At 61.7% G+C, this 25,969-nt stretch carries 22 protein-coding genes and 1 pseudogene; 16 read left to right on the top strand and 7 right to left on the bottom strand.

Features of this window, described 5'->3' with window-relative positions; all coding sequences use genetic code 11:
- Positions 1-217 precede the first annotated feature (217 nt).
- From ACTG2T_RS02055 to ACTG2T_RS02005, 11 genes are all read left to right on the top strand, one after another.
- The gene (locus ACTG2T_RS02055) at positions 218-1,366 is read left to right on the top strand and encodes an isochorismate synthase (protein ID WP_330125210.1); all 1,149 of its coding nucleotides are present in this window, start codon (positions 218-220) and stop codon (positions 1,364-1,366) included.
- A complete protein-coding gene (locus ACTG2T_RS02050) occupies positions 1,363-3,015 on the top strand; it encodes a (2,3-dihydroxybenzoyl)adenylate synthase (RefSeq protein ID WP_330125209.1) in 1,653 nt (550 codons plus the stop codon). Before ACTG2T_RS02055 ends, ACTG2T_RS02050 begins: the two co-directional genes overlap by 4 nt.
- Positions 3,012-3,944, top strand: a complete 933-nt coding sequence (locus ACTG2T_RS02045; RefSeq protein WP_330125208.1) for an isochorismatase family protein — start codon at positions 3,012-3,014, stop codon at positions 3,942-3,944. The genes ACTG2T_RS02050 and ACTG2T_RS02045 overlap by 4 nt, the downstream gene beginning before the upstream one ends.
- Complete coding sequence (dhbA, locus tag ACTG2T_RS02040; protein ID WP_330125207.1) at positions 3,941-4,708, top strand: 2,3-dihydro-2,3-dihydroxybenzoate dehydrogenase; 768 nt, start codon at positions 3,941-3,943, stop codon at positions 4,706-4,708. Before ACTG2T_RS02045 ends, dhbA begins: the two co-directional genes overlap by 4 nt.
- A 125-nt stretch (positions 4,709-4,833) precedes the next feature.
- Positions 4,834-8,823 (top strand): amino acid adenylation domain-containing protein, encoded by a 3,990-nt coding sequence (locus ACTG2T_RS02035; protein ID WP_330125206.1) that lies wholly within the window; start codon positions 4,834-4,836, stop codon positions 8,821-8,823.
- Positions 8,820-9,689: a hypothetical protein gene (locus ACTG2T_RS02030; RefSeq protein ID WP_330125205.1), complete on the top strand. Its 870-nt coding sequence runs from the start codon at positions 8,820-8,822 to the stop codon at positions 9,687-9,689. The genes ACTG2T_RS02035 and ACTG2T_RS02030 overlap by 4 nt, the downstream gene beginning before the upstream one ends.
- 285 nt (positions 9,690-9,974) lie before the next feature.
- Complete coding sequence (gene pdhA, locus ACTG2T_RS02025; RefSeq protein WP_330125204.1) at positions 9,975-11,063, top strand: pyruvate dehydrogenase (acetyl-transferring) E1 component subunit alpha; 1,089 nt, start codon at positions 9,975-9,977, stop codon at positions 11,061-11,063.
- Complete coding sequence (locus tag ACTG2T_RS02020; RefSeq protein ID WP_021231077.1) at positions 11,056-12,042, top strand: alpha-ketoacid dehydrogenase subunit beta; 987 nt, start codon at positions 11,056-11,058, stop codon at positions 12,040-12,042. Before pdhA ends, ACTG2T_RS02020 begins: the two co-directional genes overlap by 8 nt.
- On the top strand, positions 12,039-13,139 hold the full coding sequence (locus ACTG2T_RS02015) for a dihydrolipoamide acetyltransferase family protein (RefSeq protein ID WP_124929756.1): 1,101 nt from the start codon (positions 12,039-12,041) through the stop codon (positions 13,137-13,139). The genes ACTG2T_RS02020 and ACTG2T_RS02015 overlap by 4 nt, the downstream gene beginning before the upstream one ends.
- A gap of 208 nt (positions 13,140-13,347) precedes the next feature.
- The gene (locus ACTG2T_RS02010; RefSeq protein WP_005302803.1) at positions 13,348-13,557 is read left to right on the top strand and encodes a cold-shock protein; all 210 of its coding nucleotides are present in this window, start codon (positions 13,348-13,350) and stop codon (positions 13,555-13,557) included.
- Positions 13,558-13,647: 90 nt separating this feature from the next.
- Entirely contained in the window at positions 13,648-13,953 is a 306-nt protein-coding gene (locus ACTG2T_RS02005; RefSeq protein ID WP_139411259.1) for a hypothetical protein, read from the top strand.
- Here the strand turns inward: ACTG2T_RS02005 and ACTG2T_RS02000 are convergent.
- A complete protein-coding gene (locus ACTG2T_RS02000; RefSeq protein WP_005334209.1) occupies positions 13,940-14,188 on the bottom strand; it encodes a TIGR02647 family protein in 249 nt (82 codons plus the stop codon). The genes ACTG2T_RS02005 and ACTG2T_RS02000 overlap by 14 nt on opposite strands.
- Positions 14,189-14,433: 245 nt before the next feature.
- Here ACTG2T_RS02000 and ACTG2T_RS01995 point away from each other — a divergent pair, with 245 nt between their 5' ends.
- Together ACTG2T_RS01995 and ACTG2T_RS01990 are read left to right on the top strand one after the other, a co-directional pair.
- Positions 14,434-14,982, top strand: coding sequence for a hypothetical protein (locus tag ACTG2T_RS01995; RefSeq protein ID WP_330125203.1), 549 nt, complete (start codon positions 14,434-14,436; stop codon positions 14,980-14,982).
- Positions 14,983-15,141: 159 nt separating this feature from the next.
- On the top strand, positions 15,142-15,534 hold the full coding sequence (locus tag ACTG2T_RS01990; protein WP_005334204.1) for a DUF2750 domain-containing protein: 393 nt from the start codon (positions 15,142-15,144) through the stop codon (positions 15,532-15,534).
- Positions 15,535-15,628: 94 nt separating this feature from the next.
- Here the strand turns inward: ACTG2T_RS01990 and ACTG2T_RS01985 are convergent.
- The 4 genes and pseudogenes from ACTG2T_RS01985 to ACTG2T_RS01970 all read right to left on the bottom strand — a co-directional run bounded on the left by ACTG2T_RS01985 (position 15,629) and on the right by ACTG2T_RS01970 (position 21,794).
- A pseudogene (locus ACTG2T_RS01985) lies at positions 15,629-17,480 on the bottom strand (extracellular solute-binding protein).
- 127 nt (positions 17,481-17,607) lie between these two features.
- Positions 17,608-18,354, bottom strand: a complete 747-nt coding sequence (locus tag ACTG2T_RS01980; protein WP_330125202.1) for a DeoR family transcriptional regulator — start codon at positions 18,352-18,354, stop codon at positions 17,608-17,610.
- Between the two features lie 94 nt (positions 18,355-18,448).
- A complete protein-coding gene (locus ACTG2T_RS01975) occupies positions 18,449-20,893 on the bottom strand; it encodes a formate C-acetyltransferase/glycerol dehydratase family glycyl radical enzyme (RefSeq protein WP_330125201.1) in 2,445 nt (814 codons plus the stop codon).
- A 4-nt stretch (positions 20,894-20,897) separates the two neighbouring features.
- Complete coding sequence (locus ACTG2T_RS01970) at positions 20,898-21,794, bottom strand: glycyl-radical enzyme activating protein (protein ID WP_330125200.1); 897 nt, start codon at positions 21,792-21,794, stop codon at positions 20,898-20,900.
- Positions 21,795-21,922: 128 nt separating this feature from the next.
- Between ACTG2T_RS01970 and fsa the strand changes: the two genes are divergently transcribed.
- Both fsa and ACTG2T_RS01960 read left to right on the top strand, forming a co-directional pair.
- Complete coding sequence (gene fsa, locus ACTG2T_RS01965) at positions 21,923-22,576, top strand: fructose-6-phosphate aldolase (RefSeq protein WP_005334193.1); 654 nt, start codon at positions 21,923-21,925, stop codon at positions 22,574-22,576.
- A 131-nt stretch (positions 22,577-22,707) separates the two neighbouring features.
- Positions 22,708-22,887, top strand: a complete 180-nt coding sequence (locus tag ACTG2T_RS01960) for a hypothetical protein (RefSeq protein WP_005359499.1) — start codon at positions 22,708-22,710, stop codon at positions 22,885-22,887.
- Positions 22,888-22,905: 18 nt separating this feature from the next.
- Here ACTG2T_RS01960 and ACTG2T_RS01955 read toward each other — a convergent pair whose 3' ends face one another.
- Positions 22,906-24,105 carry an HD-GYP domain-containing protein gene (locus ACTG2T_RS01955; protein ID WP_005350638.1) on the bottom strand — a complete coding sequence of 400 codons (1,200 nt, stop codon included), beginning with the start codon at positions 24,103-24,105 and terminating at the stop codon, positions 22,906-22,908.
- 168 nt (positions 24,106-24,273) lie between these two features.
- Here ACTG2T_RS01955 and rsuA point away from each other — a divergent pair, with 168 nt between their 5' ends.
- On the top strand, positions 24,274-24,966 hold the full coding sequence (gene rsuA, locus ACTG2T_RS01950; RefSeq protein ID WP_330125199.1) for a 16S rRNA pseudouridine(516) synthase RsuA: 693 nt from the start codon (positions 24,274-24,276) through the stop codon (positions 24,964-24,966).
- Positions 24,967-24,985: 19 nt separating this feature from the next.
- On the opposite strand, the gene ACTG2T_RS01945 is transcribed toward rsuA, so the two are convergent.
- Positions 24,986-25,885 carry a DMT family transporter gene (locus ACTG2T_RS01945; protein ID WP_115520927.1) on the bottom strand — a complete coding sequence of 300 codons (900 nt, stop codon included), beginning with the start codon at positions 25,883-25,885 and terminating at the stop codon, positions 24,986-24,988.
- Positions 25,886-25,969: the final 84 nt, after the last annotated feature.

Raw genomic sequence — 25,969 nt, 5'->3', positions numbered from 1 at the left:
TTGAATTTGCTCCGATCGCAACTCTTTTTTATCGGCGAAGCTCAGTTTCGTTCGTCACCCTCTTTTGACTAAAAAGAAGTTAATGGAATTGATTCTCATTTGTATTGATCGTTTTTTTGCTCCTTGTTAGGATGCCGTTCACCCTGACATATGGTGAGTCAAATGACTCGCATCAAGTCGTGTCAGGCAGTGATTCATTCCAAGGAGTAGCACCGTCATGTGTGACCATGCACTGGAAGGAGAGTGGCCCGCCACTGCGGTCGGGCTGGATAAAGTGTGCTGTTTTGCCAGCGGTGACAGGGTTCTGGTCGCTTCCGGTATCCACGACAGTTTTACCGGCATCCCGCCGGAGAAGCTGCTCGCCCATCTGCGTCAGTTGCGCCAGCAGGGGATGGTCAATCCCATCGCCATCGGCGCCATTCCGTTTGATACCCAATCCCCCTGGCATCTGGTGATCCCGGCGCAATCGCAGTGGGTCGCAAGGGATGCGATGTTGCCCGTCCGTTGTTGCCAGCTCCATGGCGAGGTGAGCGAAGTGACCGGCTCAGCCCACTATCAGGGGGCGGTGCGGGCAGCACTGCAGCAGTTCAGTGAGGGCCAGCTTGAGAAGGTGGTGCTGTCGCGCGCCATCGATGTGCAGAGCGCAGAGCAGACCTCCCCCGCACACGCCTTTGGCTCTCTGCTGGCACAGAATCCGGGCGCCTATGTGTTCCAGATCCCGCTGCCGGAGGGGGAGACCCTGCTTGGCGCGAGCCCCGAGCTGCTGGTATCGCGCAGCGAGATGGCGGTGGTGAGCAATCCATTGGCGGGCTCCCGTCCGCGCCGCGCTTTTCCTGATCAACCGGCGGCCAGTGCCGAACTGCTGGGGGCGCAAAAAGATCGCTATGAACATGCGCTGGTGGCCGATGCGGTCGCTGCGGCCCTCGCTCCCTTCTGCCGCGAGCTGGATGTCCCTCTGGAGCCGCAGGTGATCGCCACTCCTACCATGTGGCACCTCTCGACCCGCATCGCCGGGCGGCTCCATGAGCCCTCTCCCGTGCTGGCTCTGGCGCTGGAGTTGCACCCGACGCCAGCGGTATGCGGCACGCCGCTCTCGGCTGCACGTCAGGCCATCGCCCGGCTCGAGGGGTACGATCGCCGCTTCTACTGCGGCGCCGTCGGTTGGATGGATGCCGATGGTAATGGCGAGTGGGTAGTCACCATTCGCTGTGGCGTGCTGGCTGGCAGGCAACTGCGGCTTTATGCCGGCGCCGGGGTGGTGGTGGGCTCCTCGCCGGAAGCGGAGTGGCAGGAGACCGCTGCCAAGCTTGGCACCATGCTGCGTGCCTTCGGCCTCGAAAGCCGGGAGCCGGAGGTAACCGCATGAAGCCGCTGGTGCCCTTTACCCCCTGGCCCGCCGAGCTGGCAGCCCACTACCGGGCACAAGGGTGGTGGCGCGGACAACCGCTCACCGCCCTGCTCGATGAATCTGCCGAACGTTATCCCGAGCGCACGGCCCTGATCTGCGGCGAGCGAACCCTCAGTTATGGCCAGTTAAAGCGTGAGGTCGATGCACTGGCGGCGGGGCTGGCCGCGCGCGGGCTGGGCCACGGAGATACCGCTCTGGTGCAGTTGCCCAACTGCGCCGAGTTCTATATCTGCTGGTTTGCCCTGATCCGCTGCGGAGTAGTGGCGGTGCATGCCCTCTACAGCCATCAGCGGCGCGAGCTGGTGGCCTTTGCCCGCCAGATTGAGCCCGCCTTGCTGGTACTCAGCCCCTCCCATCCCGGCTTTGCCGGTGAAGCGGGGAGCTTGGCGGCCCTTGATGAGTTGGTATCTCCCTCCTGCCAGACACTGCTGTTCGAGCAGGCAGAAGGCTCCGATCTTCAGTCAGGATTTGCATGGCATCAGCCTGACCCGATAGCCCGTGCTGATGGTTCGCCGTTGGCGGCTACTGCGTTAACCCCTACACCGACTCCTGCCGATCAAGTTGCCTTTTTCCAGCTCTCCGGCGGCAGCACCGGCACCCCCAAACTGATCCCCCGTACCCACGATGACTATGGCTACAGCGTGCGCCAGAGCGTAGCGGTGTGCGGTTGGGATGAGCGGGTGATCTATCTATGCGCCCTGCCAGCGCCCCACAACTTTCCCCTGAGCTCCCCCGGGTCACTCGGGGTGTTTTATGCCGGTGGCTGCGTGGTGCTGGCAAAGGATCCCTCTGCAGTAACCTGTCTGCCGCTGGTGCAGCGCCATCAGGTCAACTGGGCGGCACTGGTGCCACCGGCTCTGGCGCTCTGGCTGGAGGTGGCCAGCCACTATCCGCAGACCTCTCTGGAGTGTGTGCAGGTGGGCGGTGCGCGCCTCAGCTCGGCTCACGCCGAGGTGGTGGCGAGCCGCCTCGGCTGCCGCTTGCAGCAGGTGTTCGGCATGGCCGAGGGGCTGGTCAACTACACCCGCACCGAGGATGACCAGTGGCACATCGTCAATACCCAGGGTTGCCCGATGAGCCCGGGCGACGAGGTGGAGGTGCGAGGCAGCGACGGGCGCCCCTTGCCCGATGGCGAGTGCGGCGAGCTCTGGACACGTGGCCCCTACACCTTTCGCGGCTACTTCAAGGCCGATGCCCACAATCAGCGCGCCTTCGACCGGGACGGTTTCTACTGCTCCGGCGATCTGGTCTGCCGCTTGCCCAGTGGTCATCTGATGGTGGTGGGGCGCAACAAGGATCAGATCAACCGGGGTGGGGAGAAGATCGATGCCCTCGAGATTGAAGAGCTGTTGCTGACCCACCCGGAGGTGCGGCAGGCGGCACTGGTCGCCATGCCGGATCCCATGCTCGGGGAGCGCAGCTGCGCCTTTCTGATGTGCCGCGAGCCCCTCAATCTGCCCCGCTTGCGCCGTTTCCTGCGCGAGCAGGGGGTGGCCGATTACAAACTACCCGATCGCCTGGTGCTGGTGGAGCAACTGCCCCACACCCCGGTCGGCAAGATAGACAAACAGACGCTGCGCGAGCAGCTCGCCAAGGAGTGTGCATGACCATTCAATCCCTCGCCGCCTATCCGCTGCCTACCGCCGAGGAGCTGCCTACCGGGCGGGTGAACTGGCCCTTCGAACCGGGCCGCGCCGCCTTGCTGGTCCACGATATGCAGCACTATTTCGTCGACTTCTACGGGCCGGGCAATCCGCTGATCAATCAGGTCATCGACCATATCGCCACCCTGATCCGTCAGGCGCGTATTCTTGGCATGCCGGTGGTCTATACCGCCCAGCCCGCCGAGCAGAGTCAGGCCGATCGGGCGCTGCTCAACGACATGTGGGGGCCGGGGTTGACCCGGGCGCCGGAGCGTCAGCCGATTGTTTCGGCGCTGGCCCCCGAGCCGCAGGATACGGTGCTGACCAAGTGGCGCTACAGCGCTTTTTGCCGCTCACCGCTGGCCGAGCTGATGGCCGGATGGGGGCGGGATCAGCTGGTGATCTGCGGCATCTACGGTCATATCGGGGTGATGCAGACGGCGGTCGATGCTTTTATGCGCGATATCCGCCCCTTCCTGGTGGCTGATGCCATCGCCGACTTCTCCCGCGAGGATCATCTGCTGGCGCTATCCTACGTCAGCCGCAATGCCGGTCGGGTGATTACCGTGGCCGAGGTGATGGCGACCAGCAAACGCCCCCAGACTCGCGAGTCGCTGCGTGCTCAGGTGTTGGCGCGGCTGCCCGCCGAGATGCAGCATGAGCAGCCCACCGAGGATGACAACCTGCTCGACTACGGTCTCGACTCGCTGGCGGTGATGGGGCTGGTGGAAGAGTGGCGCCAGCAGGGGCTGGTGGTGGAGCTGGCCGAGCTGGCCCGCACGCCGACCCTGGCTCACTGGTGGGCGCTCCTCTCCCGTCAGCTTAATGTCAGTCAGGCCACGGCTTATCAGGTCAACGAAGAGCACGTCAGCGAACCGGAGTGCACCCCATGAGCGAGTGGCAAGGCAGAACCGTCTGGGTGACCGGTGCGGCGCAGGGAATTGGCCATACGGTGGCGCGCACCTTTGCCGAGGCAGGGGCCAGCGTGGTGGCGTTTGATCTGCAACTGGCCGAGGCGCTGCCCGGCAACGTGAAGGGAGTGCTGATCGATGTGAGCGACAGCGAGGCTGTGACCCGCTGCTGCGAACAGCTGCTCGACGAGGGGCTGGGGCCCGATGTGCTGGTCAATGTCGCCGGCATACTGGCGACCGGCAGGATCGATGAGGTGGATGACGCCCTCTTGCAGCGCACCTTCGCCATCAACACCTTCGCCCCCTTCTACCTGATGCGGGCCCTGACCCCCTGGTTTCAGAGGCGGCGCAGGGGCGCCATCGTTAATGTCTCTTCCAATGCCGGTCGGGTGCCGCGAGTGGGGATGGGCATCTATGGCGCCTCCAAGGCGGCGCTGACCAGCCTCACCCAAACGGCGGGGTTGGAGCTTGCCCCCTATGGGGTGCGCTGCAATCTGGTGTCGCCGGGCTCGACTCGCACCCCGATGCTGTACGGCATGTGGCAGGAGGGGGAGGCGGCGCAGCAGGAAGGAGAGCTGCGTACCATCGCGGGCCTGCCCGGGCAGTTCAAGCTGGGGATCCCCCTTGGCAAATTGGGAACACCCGACGAGGTGGCTGCCTGCGTGCTGTTTCTCGCCTCCGATGCCGCCAGCCATATCACCCTGCAGGATCTGGTGGTCGATGGCGGTGCCACATTGGGGGTCTAGCCCGCGCGCTGCCGATCTGTCAGGCGTGACACTCTCTTAATGGAGGAGGCCTTGCCTCCTCGCTTTTCAGCCATGCGGGCAGGGGTAAGTCGCTGCCCGCTCGATGTTTGCGCAAGGACATTCCCATGGAACAGACAATGGCGATGCGCGCCACCCACCAACGTGGTGAGCACCCGCGCTGGCCGCTTACCACTGCTCAGGCGGGCATCTGGTTTGCCCAGCAAAAATACCCGCAGAGCCCCGCCTGCAATACCGGCGAGTACTGGCTGCTGGAGGGGGTGCTGGCTCCCCATCACTTCACCCGCGCGGTGCGCCAGACTATCGACGAGATCCCCGGTCTGCACTGCGCTTTTGTGGCTACTGCCGATGGCCCGCAGATGGTGGCCAACCCCGCGTGCTGGCAGCTGAGCGAACGGGATCTGCGCAGCGAAGCCGATCCGCTTGCGGCCGCGCAGGCCGAGATGCGTGCTCAGCTGGCCGTCCCCTTCAATCTGGCCGGGGGGCCGCTGTTTGCCACCACCCTCTATCGCCTTGGCGAGGGGCAGTGGGCCTGGTTTATCGCCGTGCACCATATCGCCATCGACGGCTTTGGCCTGAGTTTGCTCTGCCAGCGGGTGACAAATTGGTATGAGGCGCTCTGCGCCGGCGAGCAGCCAGCCCCCTGCCGTTATGCGACCCAGCAGGAGTTGTTGGCCGAAGAGGCGGCCTATCAGGATTCACCGCGCGCCGCGCGGGATCGCGATTTCTTCGTGCAGCAGCTGGCCGGGGTGGATAGCCCTGCGTCGCTCTCCCGTCGTCCGGCGCAAGGGCCGGGCCCCACTTATCGTCTTGAACAGCGTCTGGCTGGCCGCCAGTGGCAGGTACTGGTGGCACGGGCGAGTCGCTCGGCCTGTCACCCCTACAGCTTGCTGCTGGCGGCAGTGGCCAGCTATGTGCAGCGAATGAGCGGCGCTGGCGAGGTGGTGCTGGGTATTCCGCTGATGGGGCGGCTGGGCTCAGTGGCTACCGATACCCCCTGCATGAAGGTCAATGTAGTGCCCCTGCACATCGAGCTGAGCGGCACCAGCCGGGTAGGGGCGTTGCTGGCACAGGTCGAGCGGCAATTTGCCGCCCTGCGCCGCCATCAGGGCTGCCGTCAGGAGTGGTTGCAACAGCGTCAGCCGGGCCAGTCGCTATTTGGCCCTCAGGTCAATTTGATGCCCTTTGCCCGCACCCTCAGCGTTGGTGAAGGGCACAACCAGGTTCGTGGCGAGGTGCAGGTGCTGGCGGCGGGGCCGGTGGAGGAGTGCGCCTTCTACTTTGCCGAGGAGGCAGGCGCTATGACCCTGACCCTTGAAGCACATCAGGGGCGCTTCAGCCAACAGGAGAGTGAACGTCATCTGGCCCGGCTGGTAGCTTATCTGGCGGCCTGGAGTGAGGCGGGTGACGAGGCCCTGGCAGTGCGTTTGCCGCTGCTGCTGCACTGCGAGCAGGCTGAGCTGGCGCGCTGGAACCAAACCGACCATCCGTTGCCGACCACCACCCTGAGTGCACTGCTGGCCGGGGGGCTGGCGGCCGCGGATCAGAGTGCCATCGCGCTGGAGTGTGGCGCCGAACGCTGGAGTGTTGCCGAGCTGCGCCAGCGTACCCGCCAGCTGGCCAGCTATCTGGCGGGAAGGGGCGTGGGCCCCGGTTGTCGGGTGGCTGTGGTGATCCCGCGCTCTCCCGAGCTTATTCTCGCCCAGCAGGCCATCATGGCGGTGGGGGCCGTCTATGTACCCGTTGATCCGGACTATCCGGCGGAGCGGATCGGCTACATTCTCGCCAGCAGCGCCCCTGCGCTGGTGCTGACCAGTCGCACCTTGCGGATGCCGCTTGATGTGGCCGCGCCACTTGTCTGCCTCGATGCCCCCGGAGTGGCAGAGCAGCTGGCGACGATAGACGTGGCGGCGATAGCACCTTGTGAGCTGCCAGCCCCCAAACCGGAAGATGCGGCCTACATCATCTACACCTCAGGTTCGACCGGTCGGCCCAAAGGGGTGGTGGTGAGCCATGGCGCCATCGTCAACCGGCTGCTCTGGATGCAGCACATGTATCCCATTGGCCCGGCGGATCGGGTGCTGCAAAAGACCCCGGCCGGTTTCGATGTCTCCATCTGGGAGTTTTTCTGGCCCTTTATGACCGGGGCGCGGCTCGTGCTCGCCAAACCGGGTGGCCACAAGGATCCCGCCTACCTTGCCGAGCTGATTGAGCAGGCCGGGATCACCACCTTGCACTTTGTTCCCTCCATGCTGCAGATCTTTGTTACTCAGGCCGAGCCTGCCCGTTGCCGCGCCCTGCGGCAGGTATTTTGCTCCGGCGAGGCGCTTCCCGCCGATCTGGTGCAGCGCTGGTATGGAACATTTTCAGCCCCCCTGCACAACCTCTATGGCCCGACCGAGGCAGCGGTGGATGTCACCTGGTATCCCTGCCGGGCAGACGAGGCGGTGACCAGCGTGCCCATCGGCTATCCGGTCTGGAATACCTGCATCCACATTCTCGATCCCTGGTTGCAGCCGGTGCCCCCCGGTGTAGCGGGGGAGCTCTGGATCGGCGGCGTGCAGGTGGCGGATGGCTACTTTGGCCAGCCCGAGCTCACCGCCGAGCGCTTTATTGCCAACCCCTTCGGCGCGGGGCGGCTCTATCGCAGCGGCGATCTGGCCGCCTGGCGCGAGGATGGTGCCATCGAGTATCTTGGGCGACTCGATTTTCAGGTGAAGATCCGTGGTCAACGCATCGAACTGGAGGAGATCGAGCAGGTGCTGCTGCGCCATCCCCGAGTGGCGCAGGCGGTGGTGCTGGCCCCCGAATTTGCCCCCGGCGATCGCCGTCTGGTGGCCTATGTGGTGGCCGCAGATAGCAGCGAGTTGACGCTGGCCGAGTTGGTACCCACCCTTGGCGCTGCCTTGCCTGACTACATGGTGCCGGGGCTCCTGGTAAACCTGGCTGAGCTGCCGCTTACCCCCAATGGCAAGCTTGATCGCAAGGGATTGCCGCTGCCCGATATGGCATCGGCAGTGGGTCAGTCGCTGCCGAAAACTCTGCTGGAGGAGCGGCTCTGTCGCCTCTTCGCCGAGGTGCTGGGGTTGGCGCGAGTCGGCGCCGACGATAACTTCTTTGCCCTCGGTGGCCACTCCCTGCTGGCGGCGCAGCTGGTGGTGCGTATTGAGGAATCAATAGGACAGACTCTCACCTTGGCCAGCCTGTTCGAAGCACCGAGCCCCGCCCAGCTGGCGCGCCGTCTTGGTGGTGAGCGGGAGGCGATGCCCATGCTGTTGCCCCTGCGGGCGCCCGGTGCGCAGTCGGGCGCATCAGGCCGCACTATCTTTTGCGTCCACCCCGCAGGGGGGCTCGGCTGGTGTTATGCGCCGCTGGTGCCCCATCTGCCGACCGACATGGCGGTCTATGCCCTGCAGGCGCGGGCGCTCTGCCAACCGGATGCGCCGCTGCCTGCCAGCTTCGACGAGTTGGCCCTCGATTATGTGACCGAGCTGCGTCGTCAGCAGAGCGAGGGGCCCTACTGGCTGCTCGGCTGGTCGCTCGGGGGCATGCTGGTGCACCGGATGGCCGCCATGCTGCAGGAGCAGGGACAAGAGGTGGCCATGGTGCTGCTGCTCGATGCCTACCCCTGTCAGCAGTGGCAGACCCAGCCGTTGCCCGACGAGCAGCGGATGCTTGATGCGTTGCTGCGGATGGGGGGGATTGCGGTGGCGGACGAGGCGCTCGATTCCCTCACTCGCGATGAAGTGGTGGCCCGACTGGGTGCAGAGGGGAGTGCGCTGGCCATGCTCGACGAGCAGGTGGTGAGCGCCATGATTGAGCTGGTGGGCCACAACAACCGGCTGATCCGTGAGCCGGTCGACTACTGCTACCACGGGGAGGTGATCTTTATCGAAGCATCAGCTTCCCGCCAGCCCTGGCTGGATGGACGTGGCTGGGCGTCGCTGACAAAAGGGGAAATCAGCTATGAGCGCTTCCCCTGCCTGCATCAGGAGATGGTGCATCCCGACTGGCTGGCAAAGATCGGCGCCCTTATTTGTGAGCGGGTCTATGGGGTCGGGCAACAACCGCACATCCGGCAGGAGGGGGACGCATGACCCCGGTTGCCGCCATCCGGGAAGCCTTGCTGGCGGGCAAGTTGGTGGGGCTGGGGGAGCCGCATTGGCACCCCGATTTTATCCGGCGCCAGCACGCCTGGCTGTGTGATCCGGCGCTCTGGGGAGTCATGACTGATCTGGTGCTGGAGTGCGGTAATCGCCATCATCAGGGCTTGCTCGATGCCTGGCTGGCGGGGGAGGAGAGCTGGCAGGGGGCGCCGCTGACGCTGGCACGACTCTATCCGGTCTGGCTCGACTCCTGTGCCTTTCCCGCCTGGATGGCCCCCGAGTTTCCGGCTCTCTTTTCCGCTCTGCGCCAGAGCAATCTGGCGCGTACTGAACATATGCGGCTGCGGGTGCATCTCTGCGAGCCTTCATTCGAGTGGCAAGAGTTGACTCCGGAGCGGTGGCAGCAACACAACAGGGGGCGGGATCAGGCGCTGGCCGACTATCTTCTTGCACTTCCCGCCCGCGGCGTGGTGGTGCTGGCGGGGGCGCGTCATCTGCTCAAAGTCGCTGGGGATCCCCACTTTGCGCAGCCGACGCTGGGCCAGTTGCTGGAGGCAGCACGGCCGGGTTGGCTACAGGTGCTTCACCCCTGGCCAATGGCTGATGGAAAGGGAGAGGAGGAAGAGGAGCGGGTGTGCGAGTTGGCCGATATCACAACTGCTGACCTCTATCCTCACTGGCCGGAGCATCCGCCGCTGGAGACCCTCATCGATCGGTTGGTGCGCGTGGCTGACCGGGGACGGGAGATGCGAATTTGCCCCACCTTGCTGGCCGAGCCCTGGCGCAGCCGCTTGTTGAGTCGCGCTCACTTGCTGCCAGCTGGTATGGCCCGCCAGATGCAACACTGGTTGGCGTAACTGCTGGTTGGAGTCACCCCTGACAGAAGTAACAGCTAACTGAAACAACTCAATGGGGGAGCCAGGCTCCCCTTTTTCACATTTGGCATCCTGCGTTCAGTGCTGCAAAGTTGCACCATTTACGGCATACCTTGCCGCTAATCGCCGAAAATTCAGCTCCTTCGCTACTTTAAAGAAGTTTCTACTGGTCTTACCTGAGTAAATCCCTTTGCTTTTTATTTAACAAGGTATTTACATCTAAGTGTCACCAGCATCGGTGACGCCTACAACGGCAAGGAGCCAGTTATGACCCATGTCGACATCCCTTTCCTTCGTTACCTCGATGCGGAAGGGTGCCCGGTCGCCACCTTACCGACCTGGCTGGACAAGGCGATACTGCACACCTTCTACCGCAATATGGTGATGGTGCGCAGCTATGACAAAAAAGCGATAGCGCTGCAACGAACCGGCAAACTCGGTACTTTTCCCTCCCATCTCGGCGCAGAAGCCGTGGGGATTGGCATTGGTCTCGCCATGCAGCCGCAGGATGTCTACGTTCCCTACTATCGGGACATGCCCACCCTCTATGTGCGGGGCGTACCGATGGAGAAGAACTTGCAATATTGGGGCGGTGACGAGCGGGGCAGTTATTTTCTCAAACCCGATGGGACTCCCTCTGAAGATCTCCCCATCTGCGTCCCCATCGCCACCCAGATCACTCATGCCTGTGGCATTGCCTCGGCCTTCAAACTGCGTAATCAACCGCGTGTCGCCGTAGTCACTATCGGCGATGGCGGCACCTCCAAGGGGGATTTTCTGGAGGGGCTCAACTGCGCCGGTGTCTGGCACCTGCCGATGGTCATCATCGTTAACAACAACCAGTGGGCTATCTCGGTGCCACGCAAGCTGCAATCGAGCGCTCCTACGCTGGCTCAGAAGGGAATTGGCGCAGGGGTACGCAGCCTGCAAGTGGATGGCAACGATGTGGTCGCGGTCTACGATGCCGCTCGCAGTGCCGTCGAACGGGCCCGCAGCGGCAAGGGGCCGACCCTGATCGAGGCGGTCAGTTATCGCCTCGGCGATCACACCACGGCCGACGATGCCACTCGCTATCGCGACGGGGCCGAGGTCGAGGCCGCCTGGGCGAAAGAGCCGGTCAAGCGGTTGCGCCAGTTTATGCACAGCCAGGGCTGGTGGGATGAGGAGCAGGAGCAGAGCCTGCTGGCGGACGCCGCCCGAGAGGTAGAACAGGCGGTCGCCCGTTATGAGGCGATGGCGCCCCAGCCGCCGGAGGCGATGCTCGATTATCACTATGCCGGCCTGCCCGCCGAACTCTTGCCCCAGCGTGAGCGAGTGATTGCCAAGGGGATGAAGCAGGAGGTTGGCCATGAGTGAGATCAGTTTGCTGGAAGCGGTCAACATGGCCCTTCACTACGAGATGGAACACGACCCGGATGTGGTGGTACTGGGCGAGGATGTGGGGGTCAACGGCGGGGTGTTTCGCGCCACCGTGGGCCTTCGCGACAAGTTCGGTTTCAAGCGGGTGATCGACACGCCGCTGGCCGAGGGGCTGATCGCCGGGGTGGCGGTTGGCATGGCCACCCAGGGGCTCAAGCCGGTGGCGGAGTTCCAGTTTCAGGGTTTCATTTTCCCCGGGATGGAGCAGATCATCTGTCAGGCGGCGCGGATGCGAAACCGCACCCGTGGCCGCCTCTCCTGTCCTCTCGTCTATCGCTCCCCGTATGGCGCGGGCATTCATTCGCCTGAACATCACAGCGAGAGTGTCGAGGCGCTGTTTGCCCATATTCCGGGGCTGCGGGTGGTTATCCCCTCCAGCCCGAGACGCGCCTATGGCCTGCTGCTCTCGGCCATCCGCGATCCGGATCCCGTGATGTTTTTCGAACCGGACCGCATCTATCGCTCGATGAAATCCGAGGTGGTGGATGACGGTGTCGGCCTGCCGCTGGATGTCTGCTTCACTCTGCGCCCGGGCCGGGATATCACGGTAGTGGCCTGGGGGGCCTGCATTCAGGAGGTGATGCGGGCGGCGAATCTGCTGGCCGAGCAGGATATCCAGTGCGAGGTGCTGGATCTGGCCACCATCAAGCCGCTGGATATGGAGACCATCCTCACCTCGGTGCGCAAGACCGGTCGCTTGCTGGTGGTACACGAGGCGTGTGGCAGCTTCGGGGTCGGAGCCGAAATCGTGGCGCGGGTGACCGAGCAGGCACTTCCCAGCCTCAAGGCGCCACCCAAGCGGCTGACCGGCGTGGATGCCGCCGTCCCCTACTATCGCAACGAGGCGTATTACCTCATCACCGAGCAGGATATCGCCGATGCCGCTCACCAGCTGATGGAGAACCAGTGGCTATGAAATTTTTCAAATTACCGGATCTGGGTGAAGGGTTGGCCGAAGCCGAGATCGTCGAGTGGAAGGTGAGTGCCGGTGATACCGTTGCGGTCGATCAGGTGCTGTTGTCGGTGGAAACGGCCAAGGCGCTGGTGGATGTACCCTCTCCGGTAGCCGGGGTGATTGCCCGTCTCTGCGGCGCCGAGGGGGATATCCTCCATATCGGTGCACCGCTGGTGGAGTTCGAGGGGGGCGAAGATGATGGCACCGTGGTGGGCAAGGTGAGCGCCCATCAGCAACATATCGAGGATCACTTCGTGGTGGGGGCCATTGCCCCGGGGGGATCGCTGGTGCAAGCCATGCCTGCCGTGCGCCTGCTGGCACAAAAACTGGGTCTGGATATCGAGCGGATCAAGGGGAGTGGCAGCGGCGGCATGGTGACCGAGCTGGATGTGCAGCAGGCATTCGAGGCCCAGCAGAGCAGTGGCAACGAATTCCTCAAAGGGTCGCGGCGGGCCATGGCCAAGGCGATGGAGCTCTCTCATCAGACTGTGGTGCCGGTCAGCATCACCGACGAGGTGGATTTGCGTCACTGGCGGCCTGATGAGGATGTGACGGTGCGCCTTATCAAGGCCATTGGCGTGGCGTGCCGCGCCGAGCCCTCGATGAACGCCTGGTTCGATGGCGAAACCCTGTCACGGCGCCTGTTTAAAGAGGTCAATGTAGCCATCGCGGTGGATTCAAAGCATGGCCTCTATGTGCCGGTGATGGAGAACGTGGCCGAGCGGGAGGGGGCAGATATCCGGCAGGGGCTGGATCGGATGATCGCCGATGTGAAGGCGCGTGCCGTGCCGCGCGAGATGCTGCAGGGGGCGACCATCACGCTCACCAACTTCGGTGCTATCGCAGGCCGCTATGCCAGCCCCATCGTCACGCCGCCGCAGGTGGCCATCATAGGGGCGGGCAAACTGTTCGAAAAAGTGGTGTTCATCCATGGTGAAGCGCGTCCCGTCAGGGCATTGCCGCTGTCGATGACATTTGACCACAGAGCCTGTACTGGCGGGGAGGCGGCTCGTTTTCTCAGAGCGCTGGTCGAAGCGTTGGAAGCAGCCACCTTATAACGGATTGTGCCCTGCCGTTGGCAGGGCACAAATTTGTTTGCGTAATCTACAAAGCCACGTATAATCCAAACCAGCTTGAAAGGGCGATAGTTATGTCAATGAATACGATGTTTCACATCTTGTCCTGTTGTTCATAAGTTAATCCCGTTTTTTGAGCTTTACCCGCTGAAAAGCATAAGTAATTATTTTGAATACAGGTTTAAAAGATATGTCTAACATGATCACCGGTACCGTTAAGTTTTTCAACGAAACCAAAGGTTTTGGCTTCATCCAGCAAGAAAACGGCCCGGACGTTTTCGTTCACTTCAGCGCCATTCAAGGTAACGGTTTCCGTACCCTGGCTGAAGGTCAGCGCGTACAGTTCTCTGTGACCCAAGGTCAGAAAGGCCCGCAGGCTGAGAACGTAACCGCTCTGTAATTCTTACAGAATTTAAGAAAGCCGTGGTACCTCTGGTGCCACGGCTTTTTGTTTATCTGGCTTCTGCTACTGACTCCCATGTGCTGAATCATGCTGCTATCGCTCCTGCTTGCTGCCACCTTGACTTCGACGTCCGATGCGCCGGTACCGGTTCAATCCGCGATGGAAGCGCAGGTGATCTGCCAGCAATTTGTCCAGGTCCGGATGGGCACTGCACAGCAACCCGATGAGGTGAATGCGCGACTGGTGCCTGAAAGGGAGGGGGAGTGGCTGGTGGATGGCAAAGTAAAAGGACCCGAAGGTCCTTTGCTGTTTGCCTGTCATCTTCACCAAGGGGAGCGCTGGGAGCTACTCAACTTTTCGCTCTGGGCACCACAGCCGGTCAAAGCGGTTTGAGTGCGACCAACAGATGTTGCAGGTGTTCAACCATGGTCATGCCAAACGGGGTGAGATAGCCGCCATCTTCTGCGCTGATGAGCCCCTGTTGATGCAGACGGGCTGCCGCCTGGCACAACTCTTCAGACATATCGCTGCGTAATTTAATCCCCAGGCTCATGTTGGCCGGATCAAAGCATGCCAGTATTTTCAAATCGTTCACGAATTCGTTAGAAACCTGGTCGATCCCAATCATGGATTTACTCCTTACGCTAAAGATGTATGCAAACTAGCATCCCCGGATCCACTTTAGTGGGCGCTGGCTCAAATTATTGATCTTTGGCTGGATGCTGCGTTTCAAATGCTGTTTTTTTCGGCGTAATCAGATGGTTGGCTGACAGCTTCGCCAAGGGCCGAGCCGGACCAAACGTGGTAGGATAGGGTACTTCTTTATATCGGACGGTCTATTGGTGGCTGTTCGCCCTGTTCAAGGTATCGCTCATGGTCAAGATCACTCTGGTATCCCTGCTGCATTCACTTTGTACCCGCTTTCCGGTTTACCCCGCTGCTTCGTTGACGTCCCTGTTGGATGCCCATCAGGGCGAGGTCTGGTTGCCTGCACGCAAGGGGGCCGACATTGCACTGTTGCGCAAGCATGCCAAGGGGGCTCATGAGCTGGCGTCACTCGATGCGGGCTGGTGCGATTTTGTCGCCAGCGATAGCGGTGATACACCCGAGCTGGATGCACTGGCCAACTACGACAGCGAGATGATGGATAACCTGCTGATGTACTGGCACAGCGCCGCCAAGATCAACAGCCCGATCACCGATAACCTGTTCGAGTTGCGTCGCGAAGTGGTGGATGAAGCCCACGGTGCCAAACTCGCTTCCGCCTGGGAGCAACAGCAACAGCAGCGTTTTGAACAATTGATGACGATGGCGGCCAATGGCCGGGATCTGCTCTGCTTTGTCGAAGTGGAGTCCGCCTACTGGCTGCGGCAAAAGCTGAGCGAGCAGCCTGATGTGGAGCTGATCACCCCTGCGCTGTAAAAGGGGCATTATGATGGCTGGCGGTCTCGCTATCGAGGAGGCTGCTCTATCCTTATTGGCGTCATTGTCCTCCCCATCCGGTGCCAAGGGGCTGCAAGCTGGACAAGCTGACGACAAGATGTGAACATGGCGCCCTTTATCGAGAGAGAGACTTGGCCAATGAGCTATGAACTGAGCGACACCGAGCGCAATGCCGCGCTGCAACTGAACGCTGATTACCGTTACGATCACTTCATCAGCAAGCTGGTCGAGCATGAAGAGCTGTTCGTCCTGACTGACGAGCATGGCGTCATGATGCTGACCACCGACGATGAAGATTGCATCCCGGTATGGCCGCACCCGGAGTACGCCAAGGCGTGGGCTGAAGGCGAGTGGGCCGATTGCAAGCCGCAGTCCATCACCCTGAAGGTATGGCTGGAGCGCTGGGTTGACGGTATGGAGCAGGACGAGCTGTGTGTTGCCGTGTTCCCGACCCCGGATCAGGAAGGCATCGTACTGGAGCCGGCTGACGTGGCTGACGCCATTGCCGAGAAGCAGGCCAAGCGCGGCTGATCACCGAGCTATTCGCAACACCGGTTGCCAACAAAGACCCCGCTATCTGGCGGGGTCTTTGTTTTTGGTCTGTTTGCCAAACGAGTTGTGGCTATCAGGGCTGGCGATAGGTGGTGTTGATGATGGGCTCGGCCGGGAAGGTCTTGCCGCTCTTGATGGCTGCCCTGGTCTCGGATTTTAGCTCTTCATCGATCCACAGCAAACCGCCATAGCTGAAACCGCTGTTGTCGCCACCGAGGGGCCAGTAGAGTTGCTCGCTCTTGGGCGTTGCAGGTACTTTTGGCAGTTTTATCCAGCGCCAGGCGCCTTCCCGGGTGTAGGGCACCTGATAGGCGGGGACGAAGCTCGCCAGCTCATAGAGCCGCTGCTGGATTTGCCGTGACAGGGCCGCCTTTTTGGCAAAGTCGAACTCCTTGTCATACTGCTCCACCAGCGCTGTGATGGCATCGTCATCGATGTTCATGATGTTGTTGGTCTGGGGTTTGTTGGCGTTGACCTTGTGGAAGAACTCCCAATAGGCGGGATAGCGGCTGCCCGCCCAGGCCATCCAGGCGCTCTGGTGCTTTTTCTCCAGCATCGATTTGAAACCGGCCGAGGCATCCATCAGGTTGAGCTCCAGATTAAGCCCCGCCTTCTTGGCCTCTTCCCGTAGCAAGGTGAGCCGCTGGGCGTGCTCTGCGGTGGTGTAGGTGATGGCGAGGGTCAGTGACTGCCCCTTGTCGTTTTGCAAAATCCCCTGTGGCCCCACTTTGTTAAAGCCTGCCTTGGCAAAGTATTCCCGTGCCAGTTTGGGATCGAACGGACGGGCCTTGATCTCGCTGTTGGTAAACTCACCCTGACCTGAGCCATAACTGTTGAGTCGCTGGTAATCCCCTCGCAGCAGGGTGGTGAGCATCTTGTCGAGGTTGAGGGCATGCTGGATCCCGAGCCGCACATCGAGATTATTCAGCAGCGGATCGGCGGTGTTGAGATAGAGCCCCATCGGCGATTGCGGGGTCTGGTTGAAGAACCAGGTGCGCGCGATATACCCCTTCTCGAACTCGGCGGTTTTGGTCTTGTCGTGCCACCAGTTGGGCATCACCAGCGGGAAGGTGTCGAGATCGCCGCGCAGGAAGTGCTGCCAGGCGATGTTCAGATCTCTGAGCACCTTGATCTCGATCCGCGCAGGATTGAAGCGATGCTGGAAGTAGCGCTCGTCATCCCCCCACCAGTGTTCAATCCGTTTGAAGGTGACCGATTTGCCCTTTTTCACCTGATCGATCTGATAGGGGCCGGTGACTGGCAACACCTTCCAGTTGTACTCCTTGACCCAGTTGGCGGTGAGCTTGATGGCGTGGCTCGGCTCCGGGCTGATGGGCAGTGACTCGAGCAGATCCTGGCGGCTCTTTTCGGTGCCGCTGGTGATGGCCAGAGTGTGATCATCAAACTTGGTGATGTCTGCTATTTGGGTGCTGTAGTAGTTGTTGTACCAGGGGTCGTTGATCTCCTTGCTGCGCATCATCTTGAGGGTAAATAGCCAGTCATCGGCGGTGACCGGCTGGCCGTCTGACCAGCGCGCTTTGGGATTGATGCGAAAATAGAGGGTCTTGTTGTCGGCGCCGAAGGCCCACTCGTTTGCCAGCATCGGCATGGGGTTGCCTGTGACGGGATGAGTGCTCAGCAGTGGCAGGTTGGTTTCCCGCACGTAACCGGCAAAGCCGCCGTTGGAGTCGGGGCCATATTTGCGCAGGGTCAGGGGGAAGCTGGTCATAAAGGTGCGAAAGGTGCCGCCGCGTTTGGCGGCCGGATCGGCATAGAGAGGATCCTGGTTGTTGCTCTCCCACTTCAAGTCGGCAGGCAGCGTGGCACTCCAGCCAAACGGGCTCCAGCACAGGGCCAGGGTGATGGCGGTGGCGCGAATGATAGGGGGAGAGTCGGCGCTCCCCGGCGGTGATGGTCGATGGCATGTCCTTGCTCTCCTGAAGTCTGCTTCCTGCAGATCACGCACTGGTGATGTCAGTCCCGATGGGGACTGGCTCATCATGAAAATTTTATCCTGTCAGGTCAATGAAATAGCGTGAATTAGCGGGTGACCTAGGCCGCAACGCTGTGCAGGATGATCCCCTTGGCCGCGATGGCTGCCCGCATAGGGGCGGGCAGGGCATCGTCGGTAACCAGCACGTTGATCTGGCCCGGCGCGCCAAGCTGGCTCGGGTGGATGGCGCCAAATTTGCTGCTGTCGGTGATGACCACATTGGTCATCCCCTTGGCCAGCACGCTGTTGACCACGTCGGCCCGCATCATGTCGCGGCCGGTGAAACCCATCTCGGGATGAAAACCGTCGACCCCGATAAAGGCCTTGGAGAAGTGCACCTGCTCGATGCAGAGGCGAGTGAGCGGCCCTACCACGCTCTCGCTCTGATGCTGGAACAGCCCGCCGAGCAGCACCACCTGAGCCGGGGTGTCTTTGAGCAGATGGGCGATATAGCTGCTGATGGTGATGATGGTGACCCGTTTGTGCAGGGCCAGATGGCGCGCCAGCATGGCGTTGGCGCTGCCCCCTTCGATAAAGACCGTTTCGCCATCTTCCACCAGCTGGGCGGCCCGCTCGGCGAGGCGCTCCTTGAGCAGGTAGTTGATGTTCATCCGGGCATCCGGGTCATCGGTCTCCAGCGCCATGGCCGAGCCGTGTACCCGTCTGAGCAGTCCCTGCTTCTCCAGCGCGGTGAGGTCGTTGCGCACCGTCACCTCAGACACGCCGGTATGTCGGGAGAGTTCACTCACGCTCATCTTGCGAGCCTGATGGACCAGAGTGAGGATCAGTTGGTGGCGTGGATTCATGGTGCGCTCACATGCAAGGTGGTGGATAGCGGCAAGCCACCCGTGGGGTGGCTTGCCAATCATATGACGTCACTGGCGCCATGGGTGCGCCCCGTCAGAGACTGTGTTCGGTGCGGGCGATGATATCATCTTGCGCATCCGGGGATAAGGCGGTGAAGAAGGCCGAATAGCCCGCCACCCGCACCACCAGATCCCGGTATTGATCCGGATTGGCCTTGGCTGCCAGCAGGGTCTCGCGCGAGACGATGTTGTACTGCACATGCCACCCCTTGTGCACTTCGAAGAAGGTGCGCAGCAGGCTCATCAGCTTGGCCTTGTCCCGCTCGTTCTCAAGGCTCGCCGGACTCAGCTTCTGGTTTAGCAGCACCCCGCCGAGAATGGCCGCCGTGGGCAGCTTGCCGATGGAGTTGAATACCGCTGTCGGACCGAGACGATCCGAACCCGACGAGGGGCTGGCCCCTTCCGCCAGCGGCGTGCGGGCGTGGCGGCCATCCGGGGTAGCCATGGTGGAGGCACCGAAGGGCACATTGGCCGAGATGGAGGAGGTGCCGGCATAGTAGGTGCCGCCGATGGGGCCACGGCCGAAGCGGGTGTTGTGCAACCCCTTGAGCTCGTCGATGTAGCTCTGGTAGGCCTGCACCAGCAGCAGGTCAACCTCGTCCAGATCGTTGCCATATTTGGGGGCGGCGTTGGTGAGGCGCTGGCGCAGCTGCTCCCCCGCTAGTCCGGCAAAATCTTGCTCGAGTGCTTCGGCCAGCTCTTGCTGATCCACAATCCCCTGCTCGAACACCAGTTTCTTCAGGGCCGCCAGGCTGTTACCGAGGTTGGCAATTCCTACCTGCAGACCGGAGACCCAGTCATAGACAGCGCCCCCCTCCTTGATGGTCTTGCCGCGCTCGATGCAGTCATCCACCAGGGTGCTGCAGAGGATGTCGTGGGCTTGGGCCTCCAGCACGCTGTCGACCACGCAGTCGATCTCGATGGATTTGCGGGTGAAGTAGCGCACCTGCTCATCCCAGCGGGCCATCACCTCGTCAAAGTTGCCAAAGCTTCCGTCTCGCAGCGACTGGGGTTGGGGCAGGAATACCTTGCCTGTGGTGGCATCGCGGCCGCCATCCAGTGCCGCCAGCAGGATGCGGGCGAAGTTGATAAAGCTCATGCCGGTGCAGCGGTAGCCCCATTTGCCGGGCACGGCGGTCTCGATGCAGCCGATGGCGGCGTAATGGTGGGCATCCTCCACGCTTACCCCGAGCTGGATGAACTCGGGGACCACCACCTCATCATTGTTGAAGGCGGGCATGCCAAAGCCGCAGCGGATCACCTGAATGCAGGCGTCGAGAAAATCCTCGCTCATTCCTGCGTGGTAGCGCACCGAGAGGTTGGGTTGGGTGGATCGCAGCTGGCCGCAGGACTCCAGAATCGCGTAGGAGAGGCCGTTGACCGCGTCATGGGCCGCGCCATCCCGCCAGTTCTGGCCACCGATGGTGACGTTCTGATAGAGCGGGCTGCCGGCGGAGGCCTTGGAGTGGGTGCCGGAGCGGATCTTGTTCACCTCCAGCAACTTGAGCCAGCACCCTTGCAGCAGTTCGATGGCACGCTCGCGTGGCAGGGATTCCGACAGCTCAACTTCGCGGCGATACCAGGGATAGAGGTACTGATCCATCCGGCCAAACGACACCGAGTGGCCGTTGGACTCGATCTGCAGGATGAGCTGAATAAAGTAGCAGAGCTGCAGCGCCTGCCAGAAGGTCTCGGGGGGCTGGTGGGCGATGTGGGCGCAGTTGAGCGCGATGGTCTTAAGCTCGTTTCGGCGCTCGGGGCGCGGCTCTTGCGCGGCCATGTCACTGGCCATCTTGTGGGCAAGGGTGGCGTAGCGCCCGATGTGATCGCTGACCGCATCCAGGGTGATGGCGACGGCTTGCAGGAACTGCTCGCGCTGCAGGTCGGCCCAATCCGCCAGATCCAGCCGACTGCGCCGCTCGGCCACCTTGGCCTTGAAGCCATCGAGCCCCAGCGTGAGCAGCTCCTCATAGTTGACCGCGAGGTGGGCATCCCCCGAGGTCATGTTGCCCTCCGCCTTTATGATGCCGCTCTCCAGCAGCGCTTTTTGCTCGTCGGTAAAGAGGCCGAAGCAGCGATCCTGCACCGTCTGACCGCGCCAGAAGGGGGTGAGGGCGTGGATGATCTCTTTGTCGGTTTCGCTGACTGCAAAACCGGCGCCGGGTCTGTCCGCCAGCTCGTCGATCTCCTTCTCAATCCAGCTCACCGTGTATTCGGGAAAGAGCGGCGCCGCCCGCACCTGACTGGCCTGATTGCCGACGATAAGCTCGTCGTGCTTGATCCAGATGGTGCGCTCCTTGAGGTGATGGGCCAACGCCAGAGCGCGGCGCACCGGCAGCGGCCGGGCGAGGTGAGCCTGATAAGCTTCGGTGTAGTGGCGGGCACGCTCGGTGCAGACCGGCGGCTGAACGATGTGGATCAGGCTCTCTTTGTGGGCGCGGATCCGCGGGCTGAGGGTATTGAGGTCGAGCTGGGTCATGATCTTATCCTCTGGTCACAGGGGTCAGCCCCTGACGTTGGGCGTATGCATGGGCAAAGCTGAGTAAATCGGGATCGTCGAGCGGTGTGTCCGGCGCCTGATAGGGCAGATCCAGCAGGGCATATTTGCCCATCCCCAGGGTGTGGTAGGGGAGGAAGTGGATCTCCTGCACCGTGCCGAGGCTGGCGGCGGTGTCGGTGATGGCGCTGATCGATGCGCGGTCGGCATTGAAGCCGGGAATAAGCGGCACCCGGATCTGCATCGGCACGCCGTGCTCGGCGAGGCGCTTGAGGTTCGCGATGGGCAGCTCCACCTTGCCGCGGGTCCAGTGGAAGAAACGTTCTTTATCCACGTGTTTGAGATCCGCCAGCACTAGATCCAGTGAGGGGAGGCTTGGCTCAATCTGGTGCCAGGGCACATGGAGGCAGCTCTCGACTGCGGTGTGCAGCCCTGCGGCCTTGCAGCGGGCCAGCAGGTTGGCTGCAAATTCGGGCTGCATAAACGGTTCGCCACCGGAGAGGGTGACGCCACCGCCGCTGCGCTCGAAGAAGGGACGATCCCGCAAGATGGTGTCCATCAGGGTGTCCAGGGTTTCATCGCGGCCGCACACCTGCAGCGCTTCGCTGGGGCAGAGGCCGCGCAGCCGTTCCATATCATCGGCCTTGAGGGCTGAGCGGACGAGCTGGACACCCTGGCTGTCACGCAAGATTGCCGGACAGGCCTGGCTGCAGAGCTGGCATCCCTCGATGCACTGGCGCCGGTCGAGTAGTATGTCCGGCTTGGGAGAGCGGCTTTCCGGGTTTTGACACCACAGACAGGCCAGTGAGCACCCCTTGAGAAACACCAGGGTGCGAATGCCGGGGCCATCGTGAGTTGAATATCGTTGCAGGTCGAAAATCATACCGCCTCCTTTTGTATTTGCATTCTATTTGCTTTCATTCGAAAGTTGATTTGATTTCGATCAAGCTATTTGCAGATGTTTTCTCGCTAGAATGGCGATATATTGAACATCCCGTTAAGGAGTTAGAGATGGAGCTGTATCTCGATACCGCCGATGTGGCGGCAGTGCGTCGCTGGTCACGGATCCTGCCGTTGGCCGGTGTCACCACCAATCCTTCCATTACCGCCGCCGGGGGATTGCCGCTCTGTGAGCTGCTGCCCGCCCTGCGCGACGTGCTGGGGCCCAAGGCGCGCCTGTTTGCCCAGGTGATGGCCAAAACCGAAACCGAGATGGTACGCGAGGCATTTGCCCTGCGTGAGCTGGACCCTGATCTGGTGATCAAGATCCCGGTGTGCGCAGAAGGGCTGGCTGCCATCAAGAGCCTGACAGCCAACGGTGTGCCGACCCTGGGCACCGCTGTCTATACCCCGCTGCAGGGCTGGCTGGCGGCGGTGGCGGGGGCGGAATATGTCGCGCCCTACGTTAACCGGCTGGATGCTCAGGGGGGCGATGGCATCGCCACCGTGCAGGAGCTGCAACAGCTGCTTGCGCTGCACGCGCCGAACAGCAAGGTGCTGGCGGCGTCATTCCGCACTCCCCGTCAAGCGCTCGACTGTCTGCTGGCCGGTTGCCAATCGATCACCTTGCCGCTCGATGTGGCGGAGCAGCTGCTGAACGTGCCTGCGGTGGATGCGGCGCTGGTGAAGTTCGATCAGGATTGGCAGCGCGCTTTCGGTCGCTGATCCCGGTGGCAAGCTGATTGCCGTGATTGAGGGGGGAGGGTGAAGAAGCGCGGGTGATGGGGATTGACCGACTAGACTGGAAAGAGGTGGCTACATTCGCGGGCCGCCCTGCAGTCTACCGGAGGTATCCCATGAGCGACCATCTGCTACTCCCCCATGGTGAAGATTTGCGTCGTGCGGTGCTTTGGCTCAGTGAGCACCACCAGCACGATATCTCTGCCATTGAAGAGGCCAGCCTGCGTTTTGATCTCTCGCCGCTGGATGAGGAGTTTCTGATCCGGCACTGGCTCGACAGCCAGCGCCAATCATGAATATCTGAGGTGAGAGATTTAGAAGAAGTTGGCGAGGTTGATGCCAAACTCTTTGGGGTCGACCGTGTTTTCGATGCTCTCCTGAACCCCTGACTTTGCCAGATCCAGCCACTGTACGTCGAGGTAGTGACGCTGGGTGGCGTGATAGATCACCTTGACCACCGGCTTGAGCGGCTGCTGCTCGTTGCGCTGCATCACGATAGCCAGGCGCTGGTTTGAGAGCTGCACTAGCGTACCCACCGGATAGACCCCCATGCATTTGATGAACTTGGTGACCAGCTCGGCATCGAAGTGCTGATTGATCCCCTTGAGCAGAATGCGGAAGGCCTGGGTCGGCTGCATACCTGCTTTGTAGACCCGATCCGCGGTGATGGCATCATAGACATCGACGATGCCGCTCATCCGGGTATAGAGAGAGAGCTGCTCCCCCTTGAGTCGCTGCGGGTAGCCGGAGCCATCGAGCCGCTCGTGGTGGTTGGCGGCCACCTCCAGCATGGTGGGGGTAATGCCAGGGGTATTGCTGAGGATCTCGTAACTGTGTACCACATGCTGGCGCATGATGGCGAACTCCTCATCGGTCAGCTTGCCCGGTTTGTGGAGCACCTCGTCCGGGGTCATGATCTTGCCCACGTCGTGCAGCAGGCCACCCAGGGTCAGCTCCTTGAGTACGCTGCGCTCAAGCCCCAGATAGCGGCCGAAGTTGGCCAGCAGAATGGCCACGTTCATGGAGTGTTCCATCAGGTAGGCATCCTTGGCGCGAATACGGGCCAGACAGAGCATGGCATCGCCGTGGGTGAACATGGTGTCCACCATCTCTTCGGCGACTTCGGCCAGCGGGGTGATGTCGATGGGCTCACCCGCTTTGAGGTGGCGAATGAACTTGCCTTGCAGCTCGCGCGCTTCCTGATAAAGGCGGCGGATTTTAAGCTCCCGCCCTTCACCGTTGGCACTGGCACGGCGCCCTACCTGGGCGCTGTTGGCATTGAGGTCGGGGGAGGTAACGGCGTCACTCTCGGCACTGCCCAGCTTGCTGCGGGCCAGATCGATGCGTACCGTGAGCACCCCCTGACGTACCAAATTGGCAATTTGCGCCACGCTGGTCACCAAGCCCATCTGGGCGATCTCCATCCCACCTGTCTGGCTGGCGATAGCAATGACATACATGCCGGGTTTCAGCTGGTTGACGGGAATGACGGGATAGGATGCTTGAGACTTCATGAAGGCTTCCTGACTCTTATTATTATGAGTATCGTTCGGATGGGTCACACCGGAGAAGTGTAACATCGGATGACCAGTTCGTCATAATTGGCAACCCCTTAACAGTGGCGTTGTCGCCCCCGCCCGATATAATGACGCCCCTTTACTTGTTGGACTCCGAGGTTGTGAATGCGGCTTGATAAATTTCTGTGCGATTGTTCCGATTTGACCCGCTCGCTGGCAGGCAAACTGATCCGTCAGGGCGAGGTCATGGTGGATGGCATTGTGGTCAAGCAGCCCGCCTTTCATATCAATGAGCAGAGCCAGATCGAGTTTGACGGCGTGCTGCTGACGCTGGAGCAGCGCAACCGCTATTTCATGCTGCACAAGCCGGAAGGTTACGTCTGCTCCAACGAGGATCCGGATCACCCGACGGTCTTCTTCCTGATGGATGAACCGGCGATGGGCAAGCTGCACGTAGTGGGTCGCCTCGACCTCGATACCACGGGTCTGGTGCTGGTGACCGACGACGGTCAATGGTCCCACCGCATCACCTCGCCGCGCCACGAGTGTTCCAAGACCTATCACGTCTGGCTGGCCGATCCGGTGAACCCGGATGCGATCGCGCTGTTCGCCGAAGGGGTCTACCTGCGTAACGAGACCGATAAAACCCGTCCTGCCCAGCTGGAAATTCTCGGCGAGTGCGAGGCCCGCCTGACCATTCACGAAGGCAAGTACCATCAGGTCAAACGGATGTTTGCCTCCATCGGCAACAAGGTCGTTGGCTTGCATCGCGAGCGGGTGGGTGGCCTGACGCTTGACGAAGAGCTGGCACCCGGTGAATACCGCGAGCTGACCGCTGAGGAGATTGCCCTGTTCTGATCAGGGATGGTGCCGGGGGTCAGTGAGTGCTGAAACCCAGCACCAGTGCGGTGCCCAGGGTTGCAATCAGTGCACCCGCCCAGGCGGCAACGGATGGCCGCTCCCCCGAGTGCCACCACAATAGCGGCAGCAGCAGTACCGGCGTGGTGGAGGAGAGAATGGCCACCATGCCCACCTCGCCCTGCCGCAGCGCCATCAGGATCAGCGTCATCCCCAGCCCCATCGCTAGAAAACCGTTGGTGGCAATCATGGCGAGGATATGGCGATTGACCGGTTTGAGCGGCATGGCCAGCGGCAAGCGCCCAAGCCGCAGGACGCAGTGGGCCAGCAGGGCACTGCCCATCCGGATACCCGATGCACTCACCGCATCCACCTCACCACTCATCATCACCGGCTTGGCGATGATGGCTCCCACGCTCTGACACAGTGCCGCCGTCAGGCCAAGGCCAATTCCCAGCGCCAGATTGCCACGGATCTGCTCCCACTCGTTGCTGCTACTGCGTCTGCCAAACAGGATCGCCAGCATCACGCCGGCAAAGACCAGCATGGCCCCCAGCAGTCGCCAGCCTGTCAGCTGTTCATTAAAGAGCCAGAGCCCAAGCAGGGCGGAAAACAGCGCATGGCAGGAGAAGAGCAGGGCACTGCGTCTTGGCCCCAGCCGGTTCATGCAGGCAAACAGCGCGGTATCGCCCACGAAGATGCCGACCAGCCCCGAGATGGCGAGCAGGGGCAGGGCGCTTGCGGTGAGGGTTTGCCAGCCACCGGTGAGCAGACTCATGGTGCCGAGCATCAGGCTGACCAGAAACATGCGCCAGCGGCTGTAGGCAAATGCGCCGAGATGACGGGCCGGTTTGACCGAAATTAGCGCTGCAACTGCCCATAAACTGGCCGACGCGAGGGCCAGCCACTCATAACCCATAAAAACTCCTGAAAAAATTAACCCGAAGGACTCCATCTCCCGGGCAAGCCCGATACAATACGGGGCGTTTTCGGGGATAACAAG

This window comes from Aeromonas sp. 75A (genome assembly GCF_051919425.1).
GTDB classification, from domain to species: Bacteria; Pseudomonadota; Gammaproteobacteria; order Enterobacterales; family Aeromonadaceae; genus Aeromonas; species Aeromonas veronii.
The sequence above is the reverse complement of the archived record's forward strand: the minus strand, read 5'-3'. Positions and strand labels throughout refer to the sequence as shown.

What these genes read in the sequence shown, in the direction of transcription:
- ACTG2T_RS02005 (WP_139411259.1), top strand. Translation starts at nt 13,648, where the DNA reads ATGCTGCTATCGCTCCTGCTTGCTGCCACCTTGACTTCGACGTCCGAT.
- ACTG2T_RS01990 (WP_005334204.1), top strand. Translation starts at nt 15,142, where the DNA reads ATGAGCTATGAACTGAGCGACACCGAGCGCAATGCCGCGCTGCAACTG.
- ACTG2T_RS02050 (WP_330125209.1), top strand. Translation starts at nt 1,363, where the DNA reads ATGAAGCCGCTGGTGCCCTTTACCCCCTGGCCCGCCGAGCTGGCAGCC.
- ACTG2T_RS01970 (WP_330125200.1), bottom strand. Translation starts at nt 21,794, where the DNA reads ATGATTTTCGACCTGCAACGATATTCAACTCACGATGGCCCCGGCATT.
- ACTG2T_RS02035 (WP_330125206.1), top strand. Translation starts at nt 4,834, where the DNA reads ATGGAACAGACAATGGCGATGCGCGCCACCCACCAACGTGGTGAGCAC.
- ACTG2T_RS01955 (WP_005350638.1), bottom strand. Translation starts at nt 24,105, where the DNA reads ATGAAGTCTCAAGCATCCTATCCCGTCATTCCCGTCAACCAGCTGAAA.
- ACTG2T_RS02010 (WP_005302803.1), top strand. Translation starts at nt 13,348, where the DNA reads ATGTCTAACATGATCACCGGTACCGTTAAGTTTTTCAACGAAACCAAA.
- rsuA (WP_330125199.1), top strand. Translation starts at nt 24,274, where the DNA reads ATGCGGCTTGATAAATTTCTGTGCGATTGTTCCGATTTGACCCGCTCG.
- ACTG2T_RS01980 (WP_330125202.1), bottom strand. Translation starts at nt 18,354, where the DNA reads ATGAATCCACGCCACCAACTGATCCTCACTCTGGTCCATCAGGCTCGC.
- dhbA (WP_330125207.1), top strand. Translation starts at nt 3,941, where the DNA reads ATGAGCGAGTGGCAAGGCAGAACCGTCTGGGTGACCGGTGCGGCGCAG.
- ACTG2T_RS02000 (WP_005334209.1), bottom strand. Translation starts at nt 14,188, where the DNA reads ATGATTGGGATCGACCAGGTTTCTAACGAATTCGTGAACGATTTGAAA.
- ACTG2T_RS01945 (WP_115520927.1), bottom strand. Translation starts at nt 25,885, where the DNA reads ATGGGTTATGAGTGGCTGGCCCTCGCGTCGGCCAGTTTATGGGCAGTT.
- fsa (WP_005334193.1), top strand. Translation starts at nt 21,923, where the DNA reads ATGGAGCTGTATCTCGATACCGCCGATGTGGCGGCAGTGCGTCGCTGG.
- ACTG2T_RS02030 (WP_330125205.1), top strand. Translation starts at nt 8,820, where the DNA reads ATGACCCCGGTTGCCGCCATCCGGGAAGCCTTGCTGGCGGGCAAGTTG.
- ACTG2T_RS01995 (WP_330125203.1), top strand. Translation starts at nt 14,434, where the DNA reads ATGGTCAAGATCACTCTGGTATCCCTGCTGCATTCACTTTGTACCCGC.
- ACTG2T_RS02020 (WP_021231077.1), top strand. Translation starts at nt 11,056, where the DNA reads ATGAGTGAGATCAGTTTGCTGGAAGCGGTCAACATGGCCCTTCACTAC.
- ACTG2T_RS01960 (WP_005359499.1), top strand. Translation starts at nt 22,708, where the DNA reads ATGAGCGACCATCTGCTACTCCCCCATGGTGAAGATTTGCGTCGTGCG.
- pdhA (WP_330125204.1), top strand. Translation starts at nt 9,975, where the DNA reads ATGACCCATGTCGACATCCCTTTCCTTCGTTACCTCGATGCGGAAGGG.
- ACTG2T_RS02045 (WP_330125208.1), top strand. Translation starts at nt 3,012, where the DNA reads ATGACCATTCAATCCCTCGCCGCCTATCCGCTGCCTACCGCCGAGGAG.
- ACTG2T_RS02015 (WP_124929756.1), top strand. Translation starts at nt 12,039, where the DNA reads ATGAAATTTTTCAAATTACCGGATCTGGGTGAAGGGTTGGCCGAAGCC.
- ACTG2T_RS01975 (WP_330125201.1), bottom strand. Translation starts at nt 20,893, where the DNA reads ATGACCCAGCTCGACCTCAATACCCTCAGCCCGCGGATCCGCGCCCAC.
- ACTG2T_RS02055 (WP_330125210.1), top strand. Translation starts at nt 218, where the DNA reads ATGTGTGACCATGCACTGGAAGGAGAGTGGCCCGCCACTGCGGTCGGG.